The sequence below is a fragment of the Pseudomonas sp. IT-P4 genome (genome assembly GCF_949767755.1).
In the GTDB taxonomy this organism is placed as follows: Bacteria; Pseudomonadota; Gammaproteobacteria; order Pseudomonadales; family Pseudomonadaceae; genus Aquipseudomonas; species Aquipseudomonas monachiensis.
On sequence record NZ_CATKPX010000015.1, the window covers coordinates 1 to 23079 of the forward strand.

At 60.6% G+C, this 23079-nt stretch carries 23 protein-coding genes; 17 read left to right on the forward strand and 6 right to left on the reverse strand.

Annotation, left to right across the window (positions count from 1 at the left end; all coding sequences use genetic code 11):
- Positions 1–32: 32 nt before the first annotated feature.
- Together ACM6IT_RS01680 and ACM6IT_RS01685 are read right to left on the reverse strand one after the other, a co-directional pair.
- On the reverse strand, positions 33–362 hold the full coding sequence (locus ACM6IT_RS01680) for a YceK/YidQ family lipoprotein (RefSeq protein ID WP_056724340.1): 330 nt from the start codon (positions 360–362) through the stop codon (positions 33–35).
- Between the two features lie 56 nt (positions 363–418).
- Positions 419–856 carry an Lrp/AsnC family transcriptional regulator gene (locus ACM6IT_RS01685; RefSeq protein WP_007987480.1) on the reverse strand — a complete coding sequence of 146 codons (438 nt, stop codon included), beginning with the start codon at positions 854–856 and terminating at the stop codon, positions 419–421.
- Between the two features lie 136 nt (positions 857–992).
- Here ACM6IT_RS01685 and ACM6IT_RS01690 point away from each other — a divergent pair, with 136 nt between their 5' ends.
- Complete coding sequence (locus ACM6IT_RS01690) at positions 993–1886, forward strand: DMT family transporter (protein ID WP_056724342.1); 894 nt, start codon at positions 993–995, stop codon at positions 1884–1886.
- A 15-nt stretch (positions 1887–1901) separates the two neighbouring features.
- On the opposite strand, the gene ACM6IT_RS01695 is transcribed toward ACM6IT_RS01690, so the two are convergent.
- A complete protein-coding gene (locus tag ACM6IT_RS01695) occupies positions 1902–2942 on the reverse strand; it encodes an FUSC family protein (protein ID WP_414917353.1) in 1041 nt (346 codons plus the stop codon).
- Between the two features lie 44 nt (positions 2943–2986).
- Positions 2987–4612, reverse strand: a complete 1626-nt coding sequence (locus ACM6IT_RS01700) for an NADP-dependent glyceraldehyde-3-phosphate dehydrogenase (protein ID WP_223542794.1) — start codon at positions 4610–4612, stop codon at positions 2987–2989.
- Between the two features lie 265 nt (positions 4613–4877).
- Between ACM6IT_RS01700 and ACM6IT_RS01705 the strand changes: the two genes are divergently transcribed.
- The 3 genes from ACM6IT_RS01705 (at position 4878) to ACM6IT_RS01715 (ending at position 7964) form a co-directional block, all read left to right on the forward strand.
- The gene (locus ACM6IT_RS01705; RefSeq protein ID WP_414917354.1) at positions 4878–5264 is read left to right on the forward strand and encodes a c-type cytochrome; all 387 of its coding nucleotides are present in this window, start codon (positions 4878–4880) and stop codon (positions 5262–5264) included.
- Positions 5265–5286: 22 nt separating this feature from the next.
- A complete protein-coding gene (locus ACM6IT_RS01710; RefSeq protein ID WP_414917355.1) occupies positions 5287–6681 on the forward strand; it encodes a D-arabinono-1,4-lactone oxidase in 1395 nt (464 codons plus the stop codon).
- A 74-nt stretch (positions 6682–6755) separates the two neighbouring features.
- Positions 6756–7964, forward strand: coding sequence for a DSD1 family PLP-dependent enzyme (locus tag ACM6IT_RS01715; protein WP_414917411.1), 1209 nt, complete (start codon positions 6756–6758; stop codon positions 7962–7964).
- A 105-nt stretch (positions 7965–8069) separates the two neighbouring features.
- On the opposite strand, the gene ACM6IT_RS01720 is transcribed toward ACM6IT_RS01715, so the two are convergent.
- Complete coding sequence (locus ACM6IT_RS01720) at positions 8070–9014, reverse strand: transporter (protein ID WP_056724352.1); 945 nt, start codon at positions 9012–9014, stop codon at positions 8070–8072.
- A 208-nt stretch (positions 9015–9222) separates the two neighbouring features.
- On the opposite strand from ACM6IT_RS01720, the gene ACM6IT_RS01725 reads away from it, so the two are divergent.
- The 11 genes from ACM6IT_RS01725 to ACM6IT_RS01775 all read left to right on the forward strand — a co-directional run bounded on the left by ACM6IT_RS01725 (position 9223) and on the right by ACM6IT_RS01775 (position 19704).
- Positions 9223–10263 (forward strand): AraC family transcriptional regulator, encoded by a 1041-nt coding sequence (locus ACM6IT_RS01725; RefSeq protein WP_056724354.1) that lies wholly within the window; start codon positions 9223–9225, stop codon positions 10261–10263.
- 90 nt (positions 10264–10353) lie between these two features.
- A complete protein-coding gene (locus ACM6IT_RS01730; protein ID WP_414917356.1) occupies positions 10354–11241 on the forward strand; it encodes a Dyp-type peroxidase in 888 nt (295 codons plus the stop codon).
- 16 nt (positions 11242–11257) lie between these two features.
- The gene (locus ACM6IT_RS01735) at positions 11258–12226 is read left to right on the forward strand and encodes a Gfo/Idh/MocA family protein (protein ID WP_414914309.1); all 969 of its coding nucleotides are present in this window, start codon (positions 11258–11260) and stop codon (positions 12224–12226) included.
- A 215-nt stretch (positions 12227–12441) separates the two neighbouring features.
- Positions 12442–13194, forward strand: a complete 753-nt coding sequence (locus ACM6IT_RS01740; RefSeq protein ID WP_056724359.1) for a GntR family transcriptional regulator — start codon at positions 12442–12444, stop codon at positions 13192–13194.
- Entirely contained in the window at positions 13191–14921 is a 1731-nt protein-coding gene (locus ACM6IT_RS01745) for a fumarate reductase/succinate dehydrogenase flavoprotein subunit (protein WP_223542792.1), read from the forward strand. The genes ACM6IT_RS01740 and ACM6IT_RS01745 overlap by 4 nt, the downstream gene beginning before the upstream one ends.
- A gap of 26 nt (positions 14922–14947) precedes the next feature.
- Positions 14948–15193: a ferredoxin family protein gene (locus tag ACM6IT_RS01750; protein ID WP_056724362.1), complete on the forward strand. Its 246-nt coding sequence runs from the start codon at positions 14948–14950 to the stop codon at positions 15191–15193.
- Positions 15194–15359: 166 nt separating this feature from the next.
- Positions 15360–16766: an ABC transporter substrate-binding protein gene (locus tag ACM6IT_RS01755; protein ID WP_414914311.1), complete on the forward strand. Its 1407-nt coding sequence runs from the start codon at positions 15360–15362 to the stop codon at positions 16764–16766.
- Positions 16767–16842: 76 nt separating this feature from the next.
- Positions 16843–17625 carry an ABC transporter permease gene (locus ACM6IT_RS01760; RefSeq protein WP_414917357.1) on the forward strand — a complete coding sequence of 261 codons (783 nt, stop codon included), beginning with the start codon at positions 16843–16845 and terminating at the stop codon, positions 17623–17625.
- Positions 17625–18473: an ABC transporter ATP-binding protein gene (locus tag ACM6IT_RS01765; RefSeq protein WP_414917358.1), complete on the forward strand. Its 849-nt coding sequence runs from the start codon at positions 17625–17627 to the stop codon at positions 18471–18473. Before ACM6IT_RS01760 ends, ACM6IT_RS01765 begins: the two co-directional genes overlap by 1 nt.
- A complete protein-coding gene (locus tag ACM6IT_RS01770; RefSeq protein ID WP_414917359.1) occupies positions 18470–19432 on the forward strand; it encodes a HEAT repeat domain-containing protein in 963 nt (320 codons plus the stop codon). Before ACM6IT_RS01765 ends, ACM6IT_RS01770 begins: the two co-directional genes overlap by 4 nt.
- On the forward strand, positions 19429–19704 hold the full coding sequence (locus ACM6IT_RS01775) for a DUF971 domain-containing protein (RefSeq protein WP_414917360.1): 276 nt from the start codon (positions 19429–19431) through the stop codon (positions 19702–19704). Before ACM6IT_RS01770 ends, ACM6IT_RS01775 begins: the two co-directional genes overlap by 4 nt.
- Positions 19705–19806: 102 nt before the next feature.
- On the opposite strand, the gene ACM6IT_RS01780 is transcribed toward ACM6IT_RS01775, so the two are convergent.
- The gene (locus tag ACM6IT_RS01780; RefSeq protein WP_223542786.1) at positions 19807–20526 is read right to left on the reverse strand and encodes an AAA family ATPase; all 720 of its coding nucleotides are present in this window, start codon (positions 20524–20526) and stop codon (positions 19807–19809) included.
- A gap of 1316 nt (positions 20527–21842) precedes the next feature.
- Between ACM6IT_RS01780 and lexA the strand changes: the two genes are divergently transcribed.
- Together lexA and imuA are read left to right on the forward strand one after the other, a co-directional pair.
- On the forward strand, positions 21843–22460 hold the full coding sequence (lexA, locus tag ACM6IT_RS01785; protein WP_347906995.1) for a transcriptional repressor LexA: 618 nt from the start codon (positions 21843–21845) through the stop codon (positions 22458–22460).
- Positions 22460–23077 (forward strand): translesion DNA synthesis-associated protein ImuA, encoded by a 618-nt coding sequence (imuA, locus tag ACM6IT_RS01790; RefSeq protein WP_056724376.1) that lies wholly within the window; start codon positions 22460–22462, stop codon positions 23075–23077. The genes lexA and imuA overlap by 1 nt, the downstream gene beginning before the upstream one ends.
- The last annotated feature ends 2 nt before the right edge of the window (positions 23078–23079 follow it).

Here is a 23079-nt window from a genome sequence, read left to right on the forward strand (position 1 = left end):
TTCGGCGGGTTTTTTTTACCTGAAATTCAAGGTCACTCCACAATGACGATGCTGCCATCGGCTTGCTGGCGGTAGATGGTGTAGGGCAGCAGCAGTGTGTCCATCGCCCCGGACACGACCACGTCGAGCAGTACTATAGCGGGGGCGGGACCATGTACCTGCGCATCCCGACCGTCTTCGAGGGCCGCGTTCAGGTAGCAGAAGTCGTAGGTCACGCCGCTGTAGATTCGTGGCACCGCGCCGCAATAACTCTTGTGGTCCTTGAGGCTTTTTGCGGCCGCTTCGTCACTGCGCACAACCGTCTGAATCGTGCCGCAACCCGCTAGCACCATTGCCACCAATAGCATTGCCTGAGTTTTCATGCCGTCAATCCTTCGCCGGAAAGCATCAATCTATTTCAGTCTGAAACAAATATCACTCACGCCATGGGCGGCAAACGGCGCTTGACCGGGGTTTTCTTGACGATTGCCGTATTGGTTTCAGCGTGGGTGTTGAGACGGTCGAGCAGGGTGTCCAGTTGCTCCATCGAGCGCACATGCAGGCGCGCAATGAAACAGTCGTCGCCGGTGACCTTGTCGCACTCGGTGAATTCGGGAATGGCCATGATTTGCCGTTCCACTTCCTGCAGTTGCCCCGGTAACGGGCGAATACGCACGATGGCCTGGAGTTGATAGCCAAAGCATTTCGGGTCGATTTCAACGGTGTAGCCCTTGAGCACGCCGCGCTCTTCCAGGCGGCGCAGACGCTCGGCGACGCTGGGGGAGGACAGGCCGCTGATTTGCGCCAAGGCCTTGAGCGAGCGTCGCGAGTCTTCCATCAGTGCCGTGATCAGCACCTGGTCGATGTCATCGGTCATGGCAAAATCCTCTGTTAGGCATTTTTTCAAAATGGCCTTTATAAAAAAGGCAGATTCAGAGTTTAGCCTGCTTTTTGCTCTGGAGTAGTCCCTGGGTGCATTGGCATACTTTGGCCACAAACAGAGGAGTCTGATGATGGATAAAACCCTACGCCGCGGTTCGTTCGAAATGACGGCCGCCATGCTGATCTCCGGTACCATCGGCTGGTTCGTGCTGGTGTCCGGGCAACCGGTGCTGGACGTGGTGTTCTGGCGCTGCCTGTTCGGTGCCGGCACCTTGCTGCTGATTTGCGCAGCTTTCGGCTTTCTGCGTCCCGGCATTCTGACCCGCACTACGTTCCTGCTGGCGGTGCTCAGCGGTGTGGCGATTGTCGGCAACTGGGTGCTGTTGTTCGCGTCCTACTCCCGGGCATCAATTGCCATCGGCACCGCCGTCTATAACGTCCAGCCGTTCATGCTGGTCGGGCTGGCGGCTTTGTTTCTCAACGAAAAGATCACCGCGCAGAAACTGACCTGGCTGGGCGTTTCGTTTCTCGGGATGCTGGCGATTGTCAGCGCCCATGGCAGCCAGGGCGAGAGCGGCAGCGACTACCTGATGGGCATTGCCCTGGCGTTGGGCGCGGCGTTTCTCTATGCGATTGCCGCGTTGATCATCAAGCGTTTGACGGGTACGCCGCCGCATTTGATCGCGCTGATCCAGGTCAGCACCGGCGTGCTGTTGCTCGCGCCATTCGCGAATCTTTCGGTATTGCCCCAGGCACCGAGCGCGTGGGCCAGCCTGGTGACGCTGGGCATGGTGCACACCGGTGTGATGTACGTGTTGCTGTACGGCGCGATTCAAAAACTGCCGACCGCGCTGACAGGTGCGTTGTCCTTCATCTACCCGATCGCGGCGATTTTCGTCGACTGGTTTGCCTTCGGCCATCGCCTGGAGCCGCTGCAATGGATCGGCGTCGCGGCGATTTTGCTGGCCGCTGCCGGCATGCAACAAGGCTGGTCGCTGAAGTTTCGGCGCACGGTGACGCCGTAACCCGCGCCCCAGGCGTCAGATGTTCCAGCGCGGCGCGCTCTTGGCCAGGCGCTGGCGCATCTCGCCGACGTTGGCGGCCAGTTGTTGAGTCAGCAAGCGGTACCCGTCCAGCGTGTTGTAGACCGGTGCATCGAGGCTGACGAGGGGCACATCCACGGGGCGATTGAGCCGCTGGGCGGCGCCTGATTTCAACGCCCGGGCCATGCCGATCAATTGCACGCGAATCTGCCGATGTTCGGCTTTCAAGGCCGTTTGCATCAGCAACATCGCCTCGGGGTCATTGGTATCCGGTCGGGTATTGCCGAGGATCTCCAGGGTGCTGACGCACATGCGCAGGTTGCGCTGGAGAGCATCGAGGTCGGTCATGGAGATCTTCACTTCCTTGGACACCGAGGGCATCAGTGAGCGAAGTTGCACCATCGCCGCGTTCAGGCGGGTCATGAGCTTGAGGTGTTCGTCGGCGGTGATAGCCTGGCCGTCTATGATGCGCCCATGGATTTTCGCGCAATCACGCAGCGCATCGGCCAGGTTGTAGCGCCAGGAATAAACCGCATACAACGGCAGGGCGAAGGAAAACGCCAAGGCCAGGGCAATGCCGATCAGGATGTCCACTCCGCGCCACAAGCCATCGGTAACCGGGTTGTCGCCGTGCCCCGCGACGATGAACACGGTAATCGCCGATAGCAGTGCGGTGTAGCCACCCTTGCCGATGGCGTGATATGAGAAAAACCCGCAGACCACCGACATGGCGAAATAGGTCAGCCAGGGCATCCCGAGCCAGGCCTGTTGTGCCACTAGTACCAGGCCGACACCGGCGCCGATCAAGGTGCCGATGGCGCGTTCGGCGGCTTTCTTGCCGATGTTGCCGTGGTGCTGCAGGCCGCCGATCACCACCAGCATGGTCACCGACGCCCACTCACCGTGGGGCAGGTTGATCCCGGTGGTCAGCAGGATCGTCGCCAGCAACCCGAGCGACACCCGCACCGCGTGGATCACCCGGGCATGGCGGTAGCGCCGGTACGGGTCCAGCAACGGACGCAGCAGTCGGCGCAGCAAGGGTGGCAGTCGATGGGCTCTGGATGTACTCAGGCCGGCTCTCCTCAGAAGATGTAGTCGGTGGTCAGGAAGCTCGAACTGCGGCCGCTGATAATCTCGCTGATCAGGTCCTTGTTGGTTTCCTGGAACTTGGTGGCCACCAGGGTACGGATCGAAAACACCCGCAGCGCGTCATGGACCGACAAGGTGCCTTCGGCCGAGTTCTTGCGACCATTGAAAGGATAGGTGTCCGGGCCGCGCTGGCACTGGGCATTGAGGTTGATGCGCCCGACCTGATTGGCGAAGGTGTCCACCAGCCGGCCGACCGCCACCGGATTGGTGCCGAAGATGCTCAATTGCTGGCCGAAATCCGACTCCAGCACGTAGTCGATCACGGTATCCAGATGACGGTACGGCACGATGGGGACGACGGGGCCGAACTGTTCTTCCTGATACACCCGCATCTGCGGCGTGACCGGGTACAGCACCGCCGGGTAGAAGAACGAAGCACGAGCCTCGCCGCCGTTGGGGTTGACCACCCTGGCGCCTTTGCTCTCGGCGTCCGCCACCAGTGCATGCAGATAGTCGACCTTGCCCGATTCCGGCAGGGGTGTCAGGGCTACGCCACTTTCCCAGGGCATGCCGGGTTTGAGGTTGGCGAGCCTGGCATTGAATTTGTCGATGAAGGACTCGACCACGTCTTCATGGACAAACAGGATTTTCAGGGCGGTGCAGCGCTGGCCATTGAACGATAGTGAACCGGTCAGCGCTTCACTGACCGCATTGTCCAGATCCACTTCCGGCAGGACGATGCCCGGGTTTTTCGCATCCAGGCCCAGCGCCGCGCGCAAGCGGTGGGGTCTCGGATGGAGTTTTTTCAGGTCACTGGCGGCCTTGTTGGTGCCAATGAAGGCAAAGATGTCGATTTTGCCGCTGGCCATCAGCGCACTGACCGTCTCGCGGCCGCTGCCGTAGATGACGTTGATCACCCCGGTCGGGAAGCTGTCGCGGAAGGCCTCCAGCAGCGGGCGAATCAGCAGCACGCCGAGCTTGGCCGGCTTGAACACCACGGTGTTGCCCATGATCAGCGCCGGGATCAGCGTGGTGAAGGTTTCGTTCAACGGATAGTTGTAAGGCCCCATGCACAGGGCCACGCCCATCGGCACGCGACGGATCTGGCCGAGGGTGTCCTGTTCCAGTTCGAAACGGCTGGAGCGGCGGTCGAGTTCCTTCAGCGCGTTGATGGTGTCGACGATGTAGTCGCAGGTACGGTCGAACTCCTTTTCCGAGTCCTTGAGGTTCTTGCCGATTTCCCACATCAGCAACTTGACCACGGCGTCGCGCTGCTCGCGCATGCGCCCGAGGAAGGTTTCGACGTGCTGGATGCGTTCGGCCACGCGCATGGTCGGCCACAGGCCCTGGCCGCGGTCGTAGGCGCGGACGGCGGCGTCCAGGGCGGTCAAGGCGGTGTCGGCATCGAGCAGTGGCGTGCTGCCGAGGATCACTTGTTCGTCGCCATTCGGGCCTGCCAGGTACACCGGGCTGCGGACCTGGGCCAGCGGCCCGTTCCAGGTTCTGAGTTGGCCATCGACCAGGTACTCGCGCTGCTCGGTCTGGCCGTCAAGGCGGTACTTTTCCGGGATGTCGGCGGGGCTTGGGAACAGATTCTGGAGAATATTGGCTGTGGTCATGTCGCTACCCCTCTGGATTGGCTGATGCACTGATGAATCGTTTTAGCAGACCTCAGCAACGCTTGTCATGACTCATCTCAGCGTTTTTCCGCACGGCGTGATGTCTGGGGATTTGTCGGTGCTTTCCGTCATGGCCTCAGAAGCGCCCCTTGTTGGCCCCCAATGCCCTCAACTCACCCACGCCGGGTGCCTTAGTGTTGACCTCAGCTTGATCACAACAAAAAAGCTGCACCCGGCTGGCCGGGCAGCCAATGAGAGGACAGCCATGCGGGCAAGCCGATTAACTGAAAAGCCTAGCCTTTGTTTGGCCTTGGCGGGGTGCATCTTCGCGGTGTTGCTGGCGGGGTGCGGCGAACAGTCGAACAACCCGCCGACCCGCAGCGAAGCGAGCGCCGCGAGGCCCGCCGACGCCGAGCTGGCGCAGGTCTACGACAACAGCTGCAAGCTGTGCCATGCCAACCCGGCGGCCGGGGCGCCGCTGACCGGCGACATCAAGGCCTGGCAACCACGGGTATTGCAGGGCGCCGACACGCTGCTCGACCACGCGATCAACGGTTACAACGGCATGCCGCCGATGGGCATGTGCATGCAGTGTTCGCAAGAACAGTTCCTGGCGCTGATTGCCTTTATGTCCGGCCAGCCCATCCAATAACAAGAACGGCAGGGTGCGATTCATGACGATGGACCTGACACGGCGTCAGTTGTTGCAACGGGCGAGCGTCATCGGCGCCTTTACCGCGCTCGGCTCAACGCCGGCGCTGGCCGAGCTGCTGCGCGCGCCACGCCTGATTCCCTGGCGCAACTGGTCGGGCGGCCAGAGTTGCCTGCCGGCGGCGCGACTGGCACCAAAGAACCTGGATGAGTTGACGCAAGTGGTGCGCCAGGCCTCCGGCAGGATTCGCCCGGTGGGCTCGGCGCATTCCTTCAGCGCGCTGGTGCCCACCGACGGCACCTTGCTGTCGCTGAGCTATTTCACCGGTTTGCTCGATCACGACCCGCAAACCCTGCAAGCCGAGTTCGCCGCTGGCACGCCGATGTCACGCATGGGCACGCCGCTCAAGGACATCGGCCAGGCCCTGCAAAACATGGCTGACATCGATTACCAGACCCTGGCGGGCGCGATCTCGACCTCGACCCACGGTACCGGCAAAAACTTTCAATCCTATTCGGCGCATGTCTGCGGCATGCAGTTGGTGACTGCCAGTGGCGACGTGCTGGACTGCGACGCCAGTCGCCATCCTGAAGTGTACAGCGCAGCCCGGGTGTCCCTGGGGGCGTTGGGCGTGGCCACCAGGGTGCGCCTGCAAAACCGCCCGGCGTACCGCTTGCGGGAGCGCCAATGGATCGCCAAGACTGAAGAACTGCTGGAGGACCTGGACAAGAACACCCGGGAAAACCAGCACTGGGAAATGCTCGTGGTGACCCATTCGGACTACGCCTTGTCGATCGCCCTGAACGAAACCACCGACCCGGCCACACCGCCGGTGCCGGCGGATGAGGAGGGCGGCAACGAGTTTGTCACGCTGATCGAGAAGATCGACAAATACGCCAGCGACTTCCCGGACCTGCGCCGCACCCTGCTCAACAACCTGCGCCACCTGGCCAGTTTCGATGACCGGGTGGGGGACTCGTTCGATATCTACGCCAACGTGCGCACGGTGCGTTTCAATGAAATGGAATATTCCGTGCCGGCCGAATACGGCCCGGCCTGTTTGCGCGAGATTCTCAAACTGATCCAGGACAAAGACCTGCGCACCTGGTTTCCGATCGAGTACCGGTACGTCAAGGCCGACGACATTCCACTGAGCATGTTCGAAGGCCGCGACAGCTGTTCGATCTCGGTCCATCAGCATTACCAGATGGATCATCACAACTTGTTCGCCGCCATCGAGCCGATTTTCTGGAAGTACAACGGCCGGCCGCACTGGGGCAAGTTGCACACGCTGAACGCGAAAAACCTGCAGCCGCTGTACCCGCGCTGGCAGGAATTCATCCAGGTGCGGCAGGCACTCGACCCCGGCGGCAAATTTCTCAATGCGCATCTGTCTTCCATTCTGGGGGTGAGCTGATGGCCGTCAATCGCCGCAATTTCTTGCTTGGCAGCGCAGGCGTCGGCGCCTTGCTGGTGGGTGTCGGGACGTGGCTGCGGCCGAGTGACCGAGGCGCGCCGTACAGCGATTACTTCCGTACGCTGAACCGCGAACTCAAGGACCACGGGCCGATGCGACCAGTGATGCTGATCGACCTTGATCGGCTGGATCACAACATCGATGTGGTGATGCAATCGGTCAAGCGCGCCGGCAAGCACCTGCGCCTGGTGGAAAAATCACTGCCGGCGCCGGGGCTCCTGGCCTACATCGCCCGGCGCGCCGGCACCCAACGCCTGATGTCGTTTCACCAGCCGTTTCTCAACCATGACGCGGTGCAGTTTGCCGAGGCCGACATTCTGTTGGGCAAGCCGCTGCCCGTGCGTTCGGCCGAGTTGTTCTATCAGTCGCACAAGGGGCCTTTCGACCCTTCGACGCAATTGCAATGGTTGCTCGATACACCGCAGCGCCTGCAGCAATACCTCGCCCTGGCCCAAGGGCTGGGCACGCGAATGCAGGTCAACATCGAACTGGATGTCGGGCTGCATCGCGGTGGCGTCAACAACCTTGGCGTACTCGGGCAGATGCTGACGCTGATCAGCCAGCACCCGCAGCACCTGGAATTCGCCGGGTTCATGGGCTACGACCCGTTCGTGGGCATGGGCGTGCCGGGGATTCTGGGCTCGCCCGAGGAGCTGTTCGCCAAGGTGATGGTGATTTACCACCGCTGCGTCGATTTCACCCGTCGGCAATACCCCGGTTTGTGGCGCGAAGGATTGACCCTCAATACCGCCGGCAGCCCGAGCTATCGCATGCATGAACACGAACAGCTCAGCAGCGAAGTGTCGGTGGGGACGGCGATGCTCAAGCCCACTCACTATGATTTGCCGTCACTGGCCGAGCATGTGCCGGCCGCCTACATCGCCACGCCCGTGTTGAAAAGCACCGGGGCGGTGAATATTCCGGCGCTGGATGACAAGTCCAGGCTGTTTTCCTGGTGGGACACCAATCAGCGCGAAACGTATTTCATCTATGGCGGTAACTGGATGGCGCAGTTCGAGTCGCCCGCGGGGTTGCAGAGCAATGGTGTGTATGGCCGTAGTTCGAACCAGGAAATGGTCAATGGGTCGGCGGCGGTGGGGCTGACGGTGGAGGACCAGGTGTTCTTGCGCCCGACCCAGACGGAGTCGGTGTTATTGCAGTTCGGGGATTTGCTGGCGGTTCGGGGTGGGAAGATTGTGGCTACTTGGCCGGTGTATTCCTGAAATTTGTTAGGTGACTGTTCCGTCGCCTTCGCGAGCAAGCCCGCTCCCACATTTGGAATGCATTCCCCTGTGGGAGCGGGCTTGCTCGCGAAGGCGTCATTTCAGTCAGAACGCATACGGAATACTGACTTTGGCCCAAAGCATTTCCCCTTCAGGCCGGTTTTCCACGTCGAACTCCTTGGCCCAGCGAATCTCCGCGCTGGCGTATTCGAGAAAGGTCCAGTGCAGCGCCGGGCCAATGGCAAACACCTGGCCGCGCACCCCGTCGTTCACGTCCTGGCCATTGAACTGCACGGTGTGGCCGAACTGTTTGTCGTCGGTGGTCTGCTTGAGGTAATAGCCGTTCAACCCGAGCATCAGATTGTCGGTGATCTTGAAACTGGCGGAATAGTCGAAGTGGAAAATCTGCCCTGACTTGTAGTCGGTGTCCTTGTTTTTCTCGTTGAAACTGTAGGTGGTCTTCATCGACACCTCGGTTCTGTCCGTCGGCAGCCAGGTGAAGGAGAACAAGGGTTTGTAGGTGTAGAAATTGTTGCTGGTGTTGGCCAGGCGATCAACGCTGTATTCGCCGGTCGGCACGGTGATTTCGATGGCGGCGCCGAGGGTCAGGTCTGGGCCCATGTCCCAGAGAATGATCGGTGCGACCGTGGTGTCGCCCATGCCTTCGCGGGTGTCCTGCAAGCCGAACACCGAGACTTCCTGCTTGAGCCAGGGCTGCGCGATGTAGCCACCCAGCCGGCCGCCAAACACCCGCACCGGGCTGAGGTAATCCAGGCGCGGAATGACCGCCGTGGACTCGATCTCGACGTTCGGCACCTTGCCGCCGAGGGAGCTGATATTGAGCTTCGTGGCTTTGTAGTGGTTGTAGTAGAGGTTGAAGGCAACCATGTTGTCCGGAAGGCTGTCGGGCGAAAGCGGCAACATGAAAAAGCCGTCGGTGCCGGTGCCGATGTTGTCCACGCCAGCCTCGGTGGCCAGTGCCGGTTGCAGGGCGCAGACGCCGGCCAGGCCAATGACCAGTAGGGGAAGTGTCGTGCGGGTCGGGATCATGGGTGTTCTCATTATTATTGTTAGCGGGCTGTCCGGCATCCATACGAGGGCCGCAACATAGAAATAAGCTGTCTGCGCCCTGCAAGGCAGGGTATTGGCGGCCATTTAGGGGGACTTCTGCGGACAGCCTTTGCACCCTGTGCTAACTTCCTTCGACATAACCGGTTACAAAAATAAGAATGCAGCTCGACCCGGAACGTATAGCCCCATGCAAATGAAAGTGACCGATCCCACCTTTGAACTGGCGCTGGTGTCGCCGTTTCTCCTGCAGACCCTGGCCGAAGTCGCCGAGCAAAAAGGCATCCACCCCGAAAGCCTGTGCCGAGGCTTGGGTTTTACCTTTGAAGACCTGCAGGACCCGGCGCAGCGCATTTCCTATCGCCAGGCCGTGGCCATGATTCAGCGCGCGCTCAAGGCCTTGCCCAATCAGGGGCTGGGCCTGTGGGTCGGCGCGCAGAATGTGCTCGGTACGCTGGGTTTGTTGGGGCATGTGTTGTCGCTGTGCAAGACCCTGCGCGATGCCTTTGAACTGGGCATTCGCCATCAACACACCTCTGGCGGCATTGTCGTGTCGAGTGTGGAGGAGGCGGGGGATCGGGTGTTTATCGACGTTGAATGCCGCTTGCCGTTCGCCGACGTGCAGTTGTTCGCGGTCGAGGAGTTTTTCGCCAGCCTGCTGGTGTACGGCCGGGCGCTGGTCGGGGCGGATTTCAAGCCGATGGCCGTGGAGTTCATGCATGCCGCGCCGGAGTATCTCGGCGAATATTCGCGCCTGCTGGGGCCGGACGTGCGTTTCGGCTGCCTGCAAAACCGCATGGTGATCGAGGCACACTGGCTGGGCGTTCACTTGCCCAATCACCATTCCCTGGCCCTGCGTCAGGCCGTGAAACTGCTCGAGCTGGAAGCCGCGCAGGTGCACCAGAAAATGGACCTGATCCAGGCCGTGGAACGGGCGATTGCCCGGGACCTGACCGAAGGCAGCCACATCGAGAAAATCGCCGGCGACCTGAACATGAGCAGCCGCACCTTGCGCCGCCGCCTCACCGAACATGCATTGACCTTCGAAGCGCTGCTGGAACAAGTGCGTCAGGCCCGCACCATGAGCCTGCTGGCCAACCCGGACATGTCCATTGAACGCATCACCGAAGAAGTCGGCTACAGCGACGTGCGCAGCTTTCGCCGGGCGTTCAAGCGCTGGACCGGCATGAGCCCGAGTGCGTTCCGCAACGAAATCCCCAGCGTGGTTTGATCTTTTGTGGCGAGTGGCTTCTGTGGCCTCTCACGGCACACAAACCCTCGTACTCCGGTTAAACTCTGTGCTCTTTTTCAAGGAGTTCATATGAGCCATTACCAGCCGGGCATTCTCGCCACCCCTGTTCCGCCTCAAGCCCGCCATATGTTCTTCGCCCTCGAATCCGCCGCGGCACTGCCGGCTGCGCTCGACAACTTGATGCAACGGGTGGACGGGAAATCGGCTGTCGTCGGCTTCGGCGAATCCCTGGTCAAGGCACTGGAGGGGCAGATCGAAGGCCTGCGTACTTTCCCGGCTTTGGCGGGTGTCGGCGTCGACAATCCGTCGACTCAACATGCGCTCTGGTGCTGGCTGCACGGTGAAGACCGTGGCGAGTTGCTCAACCGCAGCAACGCCATCGAAGCGGCACTGGCCCCGGCGTTGCGCCTGGTGCAGATGAACGAAACTTTCCGCCACATGAATGGCCACGACCTGACCGGCTATGAAGATGGCACCGAGAACCCCCACGACGCCGCCGCCGTGGCCGCCGCCCTGGTGGGTGAGGGCGCGGACGGTACGGTGGGTGGCAGCTTCGCCGCGATCCAGCAGTGGCAGCATGACCTGAAAGGTTTCCATGGGCTGTCGGCGGATGAAAAAGACAACATCATGGGTCGCCGCTTGAGCGATAACGAAGAGCTCGACGACGCGCCGGTTTCCGCCCACGTCAAACGCACCGCCCAGGAAAGCTTTGCGCCCGAGGCCTTCGTGGTGCGTCGCTCGATGCCGTGGATCGAAGGCGACCGCGCCGGCCTGATGTTCCTGGCCTTCGGCTTTTCCCTCGATGCCTTCGAAGCCCAACTGCGCCGCATGAGTGGCCTGGAAGACGGCATCACCGACGGTCTGTACCGCATCAGCCGTCCGATCACCGGCGGCTACTACTGGTGCCCGCCGCTCAAGGACGGTCGACTGGACCTGCGCGCATTGCGCGTCGGCTGATAAGCAAGGAGAGCCTATGAACCTGGTGCGCTGGGGCATGATCGGCTGTGGCAGTGTCGCTGAACGCAAAAGCGCGCCAGCCTTCTACAAGGCACCCGGATCGGCGTTGGTGGCGGTGATGGGCCGGCGCCTGGAAGCCGTTACCGACTACGCCGCGCGCCACGGTATCGCGCGGGTCTACACCGATGCGCAGGCGCTGATCAACGATCCCGAGGTCGACGCGGTGTACATCGCCACGCCGCCCGACAGCCATCACGCCTATGCCTTGCAGGTGGCCGCCGCCGGCAAGCATTGCTGCGTGGAAAAACCGATGGCGCTGAATGCCGGGCAAAGCCGCGAGATGCAGCAGGTGTTTGCCGATGCCGGGCTGCACTTGTTCGTGTCCTATTACCGACGTTCGTTGCCACGCTTCCGGCAAGTGCGGCAATGGCTGGAGGAAGGGCGGATCGGCGAGGTCCGGCACCTGAGCTGGACCCTCACCAAAGCCCCGTCGGCAGCGGATCGCAATGGCAGTGAAAACTGGCGCACCGATCCGGCGATTGCCGGTGGTGGCTACTTTGCGGATCTGGCCAGCCATGGCCTGGACCTGTTTCAGTACCTGCTGGGCGATATCGTCGAAGTCGCCGGGTTCACCGCACGCCAGGCCGGTATGTATGCGGCCGAAGATGCCGTCAGCGCCACCTGGCGGTTTGCTAGCGGGGCTCTGGGCATGGGCTGCTGGAACTTCGTTGCGGACCGTCGCGAAGACCGGGTCGAAGTGATTGGCAGCAAAGGCCGGATCACCTTTTCAGTCTTCGATGAACACCCGGTCGAGCTGCACGCCGATGAACACCTCAGCCTGACCATCGAGCATCACGCCCACATTCAGTGGCACCACGTAATGGGCATGAATGCGCATATTCGTGGCGAGGCCCAGCACCCGGCCGTGGCCGAGCAGGCGCTGAAGACCGATTGGGTGATGGACCAGATCCTCAAGCGCCACTGATCCTTCAGACCACACACAATCCCCTGTAGGAGCTGCCGGAGGCTGCGATCTTTTGATCCTGGCTTAAAAAACAAAATCAACAGATCGCAGCCTGCGGCAGCTCCTACAGTTTTTGGTTGTGTTGCACTTCTAACCTTATGCGCATTCGGTATTTCTCAAGCCTGTCATAACCTCTCTAAGATCACGTCATAACTCGTTATAACAAGTGATCTGCCATGACCGATAACGTTCTATCCCTGAGCAGCGTCCCGTTGCACACCCAGCTGCGAGACGTGCTGCGCGCACGCATCCTCGACGGCGAATACCCGCAAGACAGCCAGATGCCTTCCGAAAGCGAGCTTGGCGCGTTGTTCAAGGTCAGTCGCATCACCGTGCGCCAGGCCTTGGGCGACCTGCAAAAGGAGGGGCTGATCTTCAAGATCCACGGCAAGGGCACCTTCGTCGCCAAGCCGAAAACCTTCCAGAACGTCAGCACCCTGCAAGGCCTGGCCGAGTCCATGACCGGTCGCGGCTATGAGGTGATCAACCGCCTGCGCAGCTTCAAGTTCATTGCCGCCGACAAGCTCGTCGCCGAGCGTTTGCAGGTGGCCGAAGGCGAGGTCGTGGCGCAGATCAAGCGTGTGCGCCTGATCAATCGCGAGCCGGTTTCCCTGGAAATCACCTACCTGCCCAAGGCCGTTGGTGAGCGCCTGGAAAAAGCCGACCTGGTCACCCGCGACATTTTCCTGATCCTGGAAAACGACTGCGGCCTGGCCCTGGGGCACGCCGACCTGGCCATCGATGCGGTGCTGGCCGACAGCGACCTGACCCAGGCGCTGAACGTTGAACCCGGCTCGCCGATCATGCGCATCGAGCGCCTGACCCATGATGTCGAGGGTCGGCCGCTGGACTTCGAACACCTTTACTACCGTGGCGATGCTTTCCAGTACCGCCTGCGGATCGACCGGCAAAAAGGGGAGCAGGCATGACGCGCAGCACGTTGGAGCAGGAATACGACATCGTTGTCATAGGCGGCGGCACCGCCGGCCCCATGGCGGCGATCAAGGCCAAGGAACGCAACCGCGACCTGCGGGTGTTGTTGATCGACAAGGCCAACGTCAAGCGCAGCGGCGCGATCAGCATGGGCATGGACGGCCTGAACAACGCGATCATTCCCGGTCACTCGACGCCTGAGCAATACACCAAGGAAATCACCATCGCCAACGACGGCATCGTCAATCAGGCCGCGGTGTACGCCTATGCCACCCACAGCTTTGAAACCCTCTCGCAACTGGACCGCTGGGGCGTGAAATTCGAGAAGGACGAAACCGGCGACTACGCGGTGAAGAAGGTTCACCACATGGGCGCTTATGTGTTGCCGATGCCGGAAGGGCACGACATCAAGAAAGTCCTCTATCGGCAGTTGAAGCGCGCGCGGGTGAGCATCACCAATCGCCTGGTCTGCACCCGATTGCTGACGGACGAAGAGGGCGCGGTCAACGGGGTGATGGGCTTTGATTGCCGCACGGCGGACTTCCATGTGATCAAGGCCAAGGCAGTGATCCTCGCCTGCGGTGCCGCCGGACGCCTGGGATTACCGTCCTCCGGCTACCTGATGGGCACCTACGAAAACCCGACCAATGCCGGCGACGGCTACTCGATGGCCTACCACGCCGGGGCCGAACTGGCGAACCTGGAATGCTTCCAGATCAACCCGCTGATCAAGGATTACAACGGCCCGGCCTGCGCCTACGTCACCGGCCCCTTGGGCGGCTACACCGCCAACAACAAGGGCGAACGCTTCATCGAGTGCGACTACTGGAGCGGGCAGATGATGTGGGAATTCCATCAGGAGCTGGAAAGCGGTAATGGTCCGGTGTTCCTCAAGCTCGATCACCTGGCCGAGGAAACCATCCAGAACATCGAAGAGATCCTGCACAGCAACGAGCGTCCGAGTCGCGGCCAGTTCCACGCCAATCGCGGCACCGACTACCGCACGCAGATGATCGAGATGCACATCTCCGAGATCGGTTTTTGCAGCGGGCATTCGGCGTCGGGGGTGTGGGTCAACGAGAAGGCCGAGACCTCGGTCAAGGGCTTGTACTCGGCGGGGGACATGGCCGCCGTGCCGCACAACTACATGCTTGGCGCGTTCACCTACGGCTGGTTCGCTGGCCACAACGCGGCGGATTTTGTCGCCGGGCGCGAGTTTTCGGCGCTGGATGCGCGGCAGATCGAAACCGAAAAGCAACGGGTCTACGCACCGCTGGATCGTGAGCACGGCCTGCCACCGGCCCAGGTCGAGTACAAGCTGCGGCGCTTCGTCAATGACTACCTGCAACCGCCGAAAGTGACCAGGAAGATGCAGATCGGCCTGCAACGCTTCAGCGACATCCAGCGTGATCTCGACCAGATCAAGGCCCACAACGCCCACGAACTGATGCGCGCCATGGAAGTCAGCATGATCCGCGACTGCGCCGAAATGGCCGCCCGGGCTTCATTGTTCCGCGCCGAGAGCCGCTGGGGGCTTTACCACCACCGCGTCGATCACCCGCAACGCAACGACCGCGACTGGTTCTGCCATTGCCACCTGAAGAAAGACGAAAACGGTTTGATGAGCAGTTTCAAGAAAGCCGTCGAGCCTTACATCATCCCGCTCGATGCCGACGAGTTGCAGGCCTACGACCGGCTGCGGGTCGGCGCGGATGCCGCCTGAGCATCACCCAAGAGAGAGACCGTGAAATGGCCTATCAAGCCCAGGAAATCTTCTTCCGTTCCAACGCCCCCGTCACCATCGACGAGGACAAATGCATCGCTCACAAAGGCTGCACCGTGTGCGTCGACGTCTGCCCGATGGACCTGCTGGCGATCAACCCGGCCACGCAAAAGGCCTACATGGCGTTCGATGAATGCTGGTACTGCATGCCCTGTGAAAAGGACTGCCCGACAGGGGCTGTGAAAGTAGAGATCCCGTACCTGCTGCGCTGAAACACTATCAACTGTGGGAGCGGGCTTGCTCGCGAAGAGGCCAGCCCAGACAACAAAACGCCATCCGGCACCACCGGACGCCTGATTCAAGACACCCCTCGTTTCCCACCGCGCCCTGATCGTGGCGGAGACGAACATCCAATAAATGATTCGAGGGGAAACACTCATGATGTTGCGTGCAGCTTTAGCCGGTCTGGTACTGGCTTCATTCACCCTGTCGGCCTCGGCCGAAACCATCCGCATTGCCATCGGCACCCAGGACACCACCATCAACTGCGCCGCCGGCGGATTGTTGATTCGCGAACTCGGTCTGCTGGACAAATACCTGCCCCACGATGGCCCCTACAAAGACGCCCAATACGAGGTGCAGTGGAAAAACTTCACCAGCGGCGCCCCCCTGACCAATGAGATGGTGGCCGGCAAGCTCGACTTCGGCGCCATGGCCGACTTCCCCGGCGCGTTCAACGGCGTGGCGTTCGAAACGGCGGGCAAGCACAGCCTGTTCATCAGCGTGCTGTCGGGCAGCATCAAGGGCAGTGGCAACGGCATCGTGGTGCCGAGCGCATCGGGCGTGCAGTCGCTCGCAGAGCTCAAGGGCAAGACCATTTCCGTGCCGTTCGCTTCCACCGCCCATGGCATGTTGCTGCGGGCCGTCGCGGCCCAGGGCTGGGACCCGCTCAAGGACGTGAACATCATCGCCCAGCCGCCGGAAGTCGCCGGCTCCGCGTTGCAGGCCGGCAAGATCGATGCCCATGCTGACTTCGTGCCCTTCGCCGAACTGTTCCCCAGCCGCGGTTTCGCGCGCAAGATTTATGACGGTGCCCAGGCCAACGCGCCGACCTTCCACGGTGCGCTGGTCGATCAGGCCTATGCGAAGAAGTACCCGGAAATCGTCGTCGCTTACCTGCGGGCGAGCATCGAAGCCAACCAGTTGCTGGCGGCTGAACCGGAGAAATACAGCGAGTTGATCGCCAGGGTCACCGGGGTCGATGCCGAGGTCAATTACCTGTTCCATGGCCCCCTCGGTGTGCAGACCCGCGACCTGAGCTGGAAGCCGGAATACCGTCAGGCCGTGGGCACCGCCATCGATACCCTCAAGTTGTTGAAGAAGGCCGATCGCGGGCTCGATCTCAACACCTTCATCGACGACCAATACATCCGCGCCGCCTTCAAGGCCTCGAACCTGGACTACAGCGCGCAACTGGCCAGTTACGGGCCGGCGCCGCTCAAGGCCATCGATGCCGCCAGCGGCCAAGCCATCACCGACTTCAGCCACGTGGCGGAAATCTGGGTGCGCGGCGAGCCGAAAGTCCGCCAGTACGCCTCGGCGCAAGCGGCGTTTGCCGCGCTGGCCAGCCTCAAGCAGGAAGGCAGGAACATCCGCGCGGTGTACGCCCAGGCCAGCGACAGCGGGATCAAGTTGCTGGCGGATCAGGCGTGGTTTGCCACCGATCGCAAAGGGCAACTGAGCGCGTTCCTGCTCAAGGGCCAGGCCCAACAGTTCGCCACGGCGCAAGGCGGCAAGGTCCTCGACTTCACTGATGCTACCGCGCAGGCCGTGGCGGTTCGCTAACAGTCATAACACCGCAATCCCCTGTGGGATCGCCGCACCGCCGCTCCCACAGGGTCCAGGGTTGAGAGGAATAATTGTGTACCAATCATATTCACGCTGGATCCCCAGAGCCGCATCCTTGCTGCTCTGCCTCGTATTCTGGCAACTCGCCGCCAGCCACCACTGGAACCTCGGCCTGGTGACCTTCGCCAACGTCCCGACACCCGTGGCGGTCATTGAAGCTGCCCTCGGCCTCGGCGACTCGGGCAAACTCGGTCAACACCTGGGCAGCAGCCTCGGCCGGGTGTTCGCCGGTTACCTCGCGGCGCTGATCATCGGCGTGGCCCTGGGCCTGGCCATCGGCCGCTCGAAATGGGCCGAAGATCTCTTGCTGCCGCCCCTGGAAGTGCTGCGCCCGATCCCTGCGGTGGCATGGATTCCCCTGGCGATCCTGATGTTTCCCTCCTCGGAGCTGTCGATGGTGTTCATCACCTTCACCGGCGCACTGTTCCCGATCCTGCTCAACACCGTGCACGGCGTCGAAAGCGTCGACCCACGGCTGATCGCCTCGGCGAAAAGCCTCGGGGCGGGGCGCCGGGCCATCCTGCTGGAGGTCGTTCTGCCGGGCGCTGCGCCCAGCATCATCACCGGCCTGGCCATCGGCATGGGCACTTCGTGGTTCTGCCTGGTGACGGCGGAAATGATCTCCGGCCAGTTTGGCATTGGCTATTACACCTGGGAGTCCTACACCATCCAGAACTACGCCGACATCGTGGTCGGCATGTTGCTGATCGGCGTGCTCGGGATGGGCAGCAGCCTGTTGATCAAGCGTCTGGGCGGGCTGTTCACGCCCTGGCATCGACCACGAGGAAAAGCCTGATGAGCGTTTTTCAACACCTGGAAGGGCGTATCGACATTCGCGGGCTGTCGATCAGCCTGGGCGAGGGCGACACGGCTTTCGAAGCAGTGCAGGGCCTCGATTGCCAGATCGAACCGGGGCAGTTCGTGTGCATTCTCGGGCCGTCGGGTTGCGGCAAATCGACCTTGCTCGGCGCCCTGGCCGGCCACCTGCAACCGCGCACCGGCACCTTGAACGTGGATGGCGCAGCGGTGGCGGGCCCATCGCCACAACGGGGCATGGTGTTCCAGCAGCACACGCTGTTTCCGTGGCGCACGGTGCGTGACAACGTGGCGTTCGGTTTGAAAATGCAAGGCATCGGCAAGGCCGAACGGCACAAGGCAGCGGATGAAATCCTCGCCCTGGTGGGCCTCGAAGGCTTTGCCGGGCGCTGGCCCGATCAGCTCTCCGGCGGCATGCAGCAACGGGTGGAAATCGCCCGGGTGTTGGTCAACCGTCCGCGCCTGTTGCTGATGGACGAACCCTTCGGCGCCCTCGATGCCCTGACCCGATTGAACATGCAGGAACTGCTGCTGGACATCTGGACGCGCATCCGCACCACCGTGGTGTTTGTCACCCATGACATCGACGAAGCGCTGTTCCTCGCCGACCGCTTGCTGGTCATGGGACCGCGCCCCGGGCGGATCATCGAAGACCTGCGCCTGGACTTCCCGAGGCCGCGCTGCACCGAACTGGTGACCAGCCCTGAATTCTCGCACCTCAAACGACATTGCCTCGAACTCCTGCGCCACGAAGACGGTCGGCAACTGCCGCGCCTGAACCCGCTGGGACTTCCTCCTGAAACCAAACTGCCGCGATTTGCCCTATGACCTCACTATTCGATGTAACCGATAACGACGACATTCTTGCCCTGCAGCCGCGCCTGACCGATGACGACCCCGGTGTACGCCGGATCGCGCTGATCGAACTGGCCGATCTCGAGGAGCCGGACGGCCTGCTGTGGCTGATCGATCGACTGGCCGAAGACCCGATTGCAGATGTTCGCGCCGAAGCCGCGCGCCTGCTGGAAGCCTGGGAGGACGAGCCGGTGGTCGAGGCATTGTGCCAGGCCCTGACCGATCCATCTCCGGCGGTTCAGGCGGCCGCCGCGCAAAGCCTCAGCCTGCTCAAGAGTGAAGCGGCGGGCCGAGTCATTCTGCCGTGGACCGGGCACGCCGACAGCGGCGTACGCATCGCCGCATTCAGGGCGTTGCGCGAGTTGCGTTGTCCTGATGCCGCCTCGGCGGCTGCCGCTGCATTGGCCGATGAAAGCGCCAGCGTGCGCCGCGAGGCGGTGGGCGTGCTCGGCTGGCTCAAGCAACTCGATGCCTTGCCGGCCTTGGCGCGGTTGGCCAGCGCTGACCCGGACACTGAAGTTCGGCGCGCCGCCACCGGGGCGCTGGGCCTGGCGTCTGACGCACAGGTGCTGCCGGCCCTGCGCCAGGCCTTGCGCGACGCTGCCTGGCAAGTCCGCGAAGAAGCCGCCACCACCCTGGGTAAGGTCGGCCACCTCGACGCCGGCCCGGCCCTGATCGACGCCCTGGACGACGATTACTGGCAAGTGCGCCTGCGCGCCACCCGCAGCCTCGGTCGCTTGCGTTTTGTACCGGCGCTCGACGCCCTGATCGACACCCTCGGCCACCGCATCAGCAACCTGCGCAAGGAAGCCGCGCTGGCCCTGGGCGAATTGAACGACCCACGGGCCATTGCGCCGTTGCAGGCCGCACAGGACGACGGCGACCCGGAAGTGCGCAAGGCCGTGCGCATTGCTTTGAGTCAACTGCAATGAACCCGCTGGCGATTGGCAATTCCCGCAGCAAACAGCAGTTGCGACTGAACTGGCCGGATGGTCGTGAACAGGTGTTCGAACACGCCGAACTGCGTCGGCAGTGCCCGTGTTCGCAATGCCGGGCGTTTCGGTTGCGGGGGATGGCGCCGATGGTGGATGAGCGGGTTCAGGTGATCGAACTGAATCCGCAAGGGTATGGCCTGCAACTGGTGTTCAGCGATGGGCATGAGCAGGGGATTTATCCGTGGGCGTATCTCTCAAGCCTGACCTGATCCCTGTAGGAGCGAGCTTGCTCGCGATGGACGTGAACGATAAAGCGATGCAGTTGGAGGAATCGGTACGCCTGGACGGTTTTCGCGAGCAGTCGACCGGCCTTATGCTGTGAATACAGGCTCAGTAACGGCTCGGATAAACGCATCGTCCACAGTATTTACTCCATACCGATGCATGAACTCCCTACCATTGGCAAAGCGATTGAAGCGTTTCTGGCTAATCATGTAAAAATAATCACAATGGTTAATTACCTCATCAACATTGTGCGAGGAAACCAGAATAGCGGTGCCCTCACTGGCGGCGCCGCGTAGGCATTGCCAAATATAGCGACGAAATTCCGGGTCTACACCGGCGGTAGGCTCATCGAGAATCACGAAGTCTGCAGAAATTGAAAGAAGAGTGAGAGTAAAGAACCAGCGTGTCTCTCCGTAGCTGCACAGCGATGATTTTTTGTTCCAGATATCTTGGTATCGGTCAACTATCGCAGGGCTCCACGCGCTTAGTTTTTTCAGGGTTTTATCTTGTGTCATGGGCTCGCTTGATGACAGCGCAGTCACCATTTTAAAAATGTCACGCATGCGTAGCGGCGGGGGAGTGGTGATGATTTGAGAAAGGTATAAAAACTGACTGAAGTCGTTTTTTATCAAGCCGGACTTTGCTTTTTTAAGCTCGCAGACGATATCGAAAAAAGTTGTTTTTCCAGATCCATTGGGCCCCAGAATGCCGACAATGTCACCTTGAGCAACCTCAAGAGATGCCTGGGTCAAGAGGGGCTTGTCCGTATAGGAGAAGTCAATGCTCTGCGCCGTGAATTTTTTCATCAGTATCGACTCCATACGGGATTGATTCTCAGGTGTTTGAAGGTTTTGTGCAGTACTGAAATAAATAAAAAAATTATTGCTGTCGTGATGAGTTTGTTGGATTCAAGACCTTGTTCCATTATCTGGCTTGCAAGTGTCAGTGGGTTTGCGAGGTTCAAAGTGTCGGTGATGGGGTTTGATCTGCTGGCACTCATTACGCCGAGAATCAGCATGCAGAACGAAAAAATGGAAAGCAAAGTGTTCGAGTTCTGAAAGTTGATCGGTAATAATGAGAATACAGCCCCGATCGCGCAAAACATGATAAAGCAGATGTAAAAGCGTGGTGTGATATTCAGTAGTTCATTGAGGTCGTAGTTTCCGAATGGTAATTTGGTCGTTAAGTAAAAGGTTGCGCAATAAGATATCGATATTAGCGAGTAGGCAATGAAGTGCGATAAAAGAAAAATCAGTTTCGATTCCTTGGAGTAAATAAATGATCGGGTGAATCCACTTTCCCTTCTTCCGATTATGTAAAAGGCGAATCCGAATAATGCGACACTTGAAGAGATGTAGGCATAAAACCATGCTGAAATCGTAATGTAATTGCTCGAAAAATAGTTGGGGTCTTGCCTGGTTATTGCAAAAAAATAGAACATCGCACAAGGTGATATCATGATCCAGAACAAGGCGATGGGTTCTTTTAATTGTTCTTTTATGAATATGGGTGTTAGGGAGAAAGCTCTGGGCAGAATATTTTTAGTCATTGAGTGTCACTTTTTCAGGCTTGTTGTTTTTTATTTTTCTTTTATTTGTGGGGGCGCTTGGTATTAAGTGGTGCTGCAAGGATTAGTTGATTTTACTGTTGGACGCAAGCGAGAGGATTTTGTGTTGTAGGGGGATTCCTGCATGTTTTTAAGATGCGTCCTGCATGATGTTAGGAACCTTAGTGGCTTGGTTTTGTTTTGGTGTGGATAGTTTCTAGCGTGGAACTGTGAAATTCCTTTTTGAAACTGTGTTTTAGTTTTCGGCAAGCAGAAATGATCTTGCTATGTTAAGTAGAATATTTCTGTAGGAGTAAATGTGCGTTTCGTACTTTTTTTATGGATTTTTATTTTCTTCAGATGCTAATTGTTTTAGAAAGGCGACGAACGGTAGACCCTATTTTTTGATCGTCCGTTTTGTTCGAGTAAGGAGTGCTGGACGTTACGTTTGAACCGGCCTCCTGTAGGAGCTGCCGCAGGCTGCGATCTTTTCGCTCTGGTCTCAAGAGATCGCAGCCTCGTTTCACTCGACAGCTCCTACACGGCCCTTGCCAGGAAAAAGCCAAAAGAGTACAAATGTACTCCATGACGACTCTGACTCCCCGCCGTACCGCCATCCTGACCTTTATCCGCGATCGCATCGCCGAGCACGGTCAGCCTCCTAGCCTCGCTGAAATCAGTGAGGCGTTCGGTTTCGCCTCCCGCAGCGTGGCGCGCAAGCATGTGCTGGCGTTGACCGAAGCCGGGTTTATCGAGGTCAACCCGCATCAGGCCCGGGGCATTCGCCTGCTCGGGCAGCCGCCGCGTCCCGAATTGCTGGACATCCCGGTGCTCGGCCGGGTGGCGGCCGGTGCGCCGATTGGGGCCGATGCGGAGGTGCACAGCCGCTTGCTGCTCGATCCGTCGATCTTCTCGCGGGTGCCGGACTACATGTTGCGGGTGCGGGGTGATTCGATGATCGAGGACGGCATCCTCGACGGCGATCTGGTGGGCGTGCACCGCAGCCCCGAGGCCGTTAATGGCCAGATCGTCGTGGCGCGACTCGACGGCGAAGTCACCATCAAGCGCTTCGAGCGGGTCGGCGATGTGGTTCGCCTGCTGCCACGCAACCCGGCCTACCAGCCGATCATTGTCGAGGCCGACCGGGACCTGGCCATCGAAGGCGTGTTCTGTGGCCTGGTGAGGCAAGGCTGATGGGCGCCGTCGTTGCGCTGGATACGCTGTTCAATGGCGGCCAGGTCTGGAAGGGCCGGCCTGCGCCACCGGCCGCCAGTCCGCAACCCACCGGGCATGCCGCGCTGGACGCCGCGTTGCCCAGCGGTGGCTGGCCGGAGGCGGCGCTGACGGAAATCCTGTTGGCCGGGCAGGGCGTGGGCGAGTTGCAACTGGTGTGGCCGACCCTGGCACGGCTGTCGGCGGCGGGCGAGCGCATCGTGCTGGTGGCGCCGCCTTATGTGCCGTACCCCCAGGCGTGGCAGGGCGCTGGGGTCGATCTGCGGCAGTTGTCGATCATCCAGGCCAGCGAGCGCGATGCACTGTGGGCCGCGGAGCAATGCCTGCGTTCGGGCAGTTGCGGCGCGGTGCTGTGCTGGCCGCACAAGGCCGATGACCGCGCCTTGCGCCGCTTGCAGGTGGCGGCGGAAACCGGCCAGACCCTGGCCTTCGCCTATCGTCCCCTCGGTGAAGCGATCAACCCTTCGCCGGCGGCCCTGCGCATTGCCATCGATGCCCGTCCGGCACAACTGCGGGTGCTCAAGTGCCGCGGCGGCCTGGCCCGTTCGGCGCCGATTGCCTTCGCCGTGGGGCATTGAGG